The sequence below is a fragment of the Belliella marina genome (assembly GCF_042682445.1).
GTDB lineage: Bacteria > Bacteroidota > Bacteroidia > Cytophagales > Cyclobacteriaceae > Belliella > Belliella marina.
The window spans coordinates 25,219-27,522 of the sequence record NZ_JBHUHR010000049.1 but is presented as its reverse complement, the minus strand read 5'-3'; the positions used below and the strand labels follow the sequence as shown (position 1 = coordinate 27,522).

Here is a 2,304-nt window from a genome sequence, read left to right as displayed (position 1 = left end):
GGCAACACTATCAATCCTGGTAAAATCTTGACCACAGTAAGGGATTTGGGGTATCGTTGTGTAGTTATGGAAAATAAAATTTGCGTATAACAAAAAGTCAATGGTTGAATTCTGGGAAGAAGCATTTAAAGGTAAACAGGAAATGTGGGGTTTATCCCCGGCAAAATCAGCTGTTATAACAAATGATTTTTTTGTTAAAGAAGGAGTAAAGGTTGTTCTTATTCCAGGCATTGGCTACGGACGGAATGCCCAAATTTTCAGGGACAATGGAATGACCGTAACCGGAATCGAGATTTCCCGGACAGCCATTGATTTAGCTCAAAAGCATTTTGGCAAAGATCTGACCATTTACCATGGCTCTGTCACGCAAATGCCTTTTGACAACCAATTGTTTGGCGGAATATTTTGTTATGCACTAATTCACTTGCTGGATAAATCCGAGAGGATAAAGCTCATCCAAGACTGCTATAACCAACTTTCAGGAAACGGGGTGATGGTTTTTACGGCTATTACAAAAGATGCCCAAACCTATGGGCAAGGAAAGCCCATAGGTAAAGACAGGTTTGAAATGTTTGGGGGGATTAAAATGTTCTTTTATGATACAGAAACCATAGAAGAAGAATTTGGCAAAGCTGGACTTATTGAAATTACAGATATAAGGGAGGATTACCCTTTCCATTTCATAAAATGCAAAAAGACCAGATAGCCCTGATATGAAATTCTTCGAGATTGTCCTGTTGTTTTAGTTAGGCTGTTAAATACCAGAAATCAAGCTCCATTGTTTTCTCGTCTGCAATTTCCAACAATTGTTTGCAAAATGGATTATTAAAATACCCAAAACAAATTTCTTTGGTTTTTCCCAAGGTTTCCCCGATTGTTATCTCTGAAAATCTATTTCCTTTTATTGAGCCAATGAAATGTGCCTTGGTGTTTTCAAAAGTATCTAAATACTCTTTCTCTATACCCTCTGATATTGTCAATAATTTGAGATTATCGCTTTCGTTTTTGAGTGCGAAAGTACCACATTCAACACATGAAAAATGGTCGGGAACTTGAAAATCGTCTTTCAATATTTTATGGAATGTCATTTTGACACTTTGCTCATCAATTAAACTGAAAAAATCCTGTGCTTCTTGAAGTTGCATCATATTTTTTTCCAGTTTTTTCAAATCATCAAATTCTGTTACAAAAAGTACATTTGCATATTCATTTTTGAAGTTGCGAACCAAACAATGGGAAATAACCCCACTTTGTTTACCCAATACAGTTTCAAATCTCAAAACTGCATTTATCAGTTCATCATCTGTTACGGTTTCTTTTTTCTTGAAACTTGTGAATTCCATTGCTTTTGCAAAATTGTTGCTTACCCTTATCATTTTTATAAGTTTTAGATTAATACTTCTGCAAAAGTAAAATGGGGTTGAGACAGCCTTATGTCAAGGGTGAGAATTAATTCTGCACATTTCGAAATATTCCTGAAGTGTGATTTTGTGCGGTTTGAATTGTGTGTTGAGCACTTTTAAATCTCGAATCCTATCCAATCTAAATGCCCTAAAATCTTTTCTCAACTGGCAAAATGCTATAAGCACCCAATTTTCTTGGGTGTTGTAAGGGGCAAACGGTTCAATAATTCTTCTGGTAATTTCGTTTTTTTCGGTTGAAAGATATTCTATTTCGGAACAATTATAATTAGTCAGAGCCAACTGTAATGTTGATAAAAAGTTGCTTGTTAGCGTATTGTCTGTATTGTATCTAAAAACAACACGATTAGAAAGTAAATTGACTTTTTCTTTTGTGTTGTACCGCAATACTGATTTTATCTTGTTGATTGCTTCGGTATATTCTTTTACAAATGAAACGTCTCTGTTCTTTGATATCAGTTGCTCGGCTGTAATCAATGCATTGGCTTCGCTTTCGGTAAACATTACGGGTGGAAGCCTGTAGTGTTCCATGATAGAATATCCTTTGCCTTTTCCAAATTAATTCCCTATCATCTTTTTGGAGAGCGGCATACCCCAAAAACGTAATTTGCCCACCTCTTTTTCAGGTAACAGACCCTTTGGTGTGATGGTATACTCAACCGTAGGTGGAAAAGTACCATAAACATCAAAAAAGAGGGGAGATATAATATGGGGTTGGTATTTTTCTGCCAAATACGCAACCCCAATACATTATTTTATCAGAGGCAGATACTTATTCCAATTTGTAGTGATTGCCCAAACATTTATGGCAAACAGCACTAGAGCCATTCCGATACCTGCAATATCGTGTACCATGTGATGGACAAAAATACCGACCATTACA

At 36.1% G+C, this 2,304-nt stretch carries 3 protein-coding genes; 1 reads left to right on the top strand and 2 read right to left on the bottom strand.

Annotation, left to right across the window (positions count from 1 at the left end; genetic code table 11):
* Positions 1 to 100 precede the first annotated feature (100 nt).
* Complete coding sequence (locus ACFSKL_RS22190) at positions 101 to 706, top strand: class I SAM-dependent methyltransferase (RefSeq protein WP_376889461.1); 606 nt, start codon at positions 101 to 103, stop codon at positions 704 to 706.
* 40 nt (positions 707 to 746) lie between these two features.
* Here ACFSKL_RS22190 and ACFSKL_RS22185 read toward each other — a convergent pair whose 3' ends face one another.
* Both ACFSKL_RS22185 and ACFSKL_RS22180 read right to left on the bottom strand, forming a co-directional pair.
* On the bottom strand, positions 747 to 1,376 hold the full coding sequence (locus ACFSKL_RS22185; RefSeq protein WP_376889459.1) for a hypothetical protein: 630 nt from the start codon (positions 1,374 to 1,376) through the stop codon (positions 747 to 749).
* A gap of 60 nt (positions 1,377 to 1,436) precedes the next feature.
* The gene (locus tag ACFSKL_RS22180; protein WP_376889457.1) at positions 1,437 to 1,952 is read right to left on the bottom strand and encodes a helix-turn-helix transcriptional regulator; all 516 of its coding nucleotides are present in this window, start codon (positions 1,950 to 1,952) and stop codon (positions 1,437 to 1,439) included.
* Positions 1,953 to 2,304: the final 352 nt, after the last annotated feature.

What these genes read in the sequence shown, in the direction of transcription:
- ACFSKL_RS22180 (WP_376889457.1), bottom strand. Translation starts at nt 1,952, where the DNA reads ATGGAACACTACAGGCTTCCACCCGTAATGTTTACCGAAAGCGAAGCC.
- ACFSKL_RS22190 (WP_376889461.1), top strand. Translation starts at nt 101, where the DNA reads ATGGTTGAATTCTGGGAAGAAGCATTTAAAGGTAAACAGGAAATGTGG.
- ACFSKL_RS22185 (WP_376889459.1), bottom strand. Translation starts at nt 1,376, where the DNA reads ATGATAAGGGTAAGCAACAATTTTGCAAAAGCAATGGAATTCACAAGT.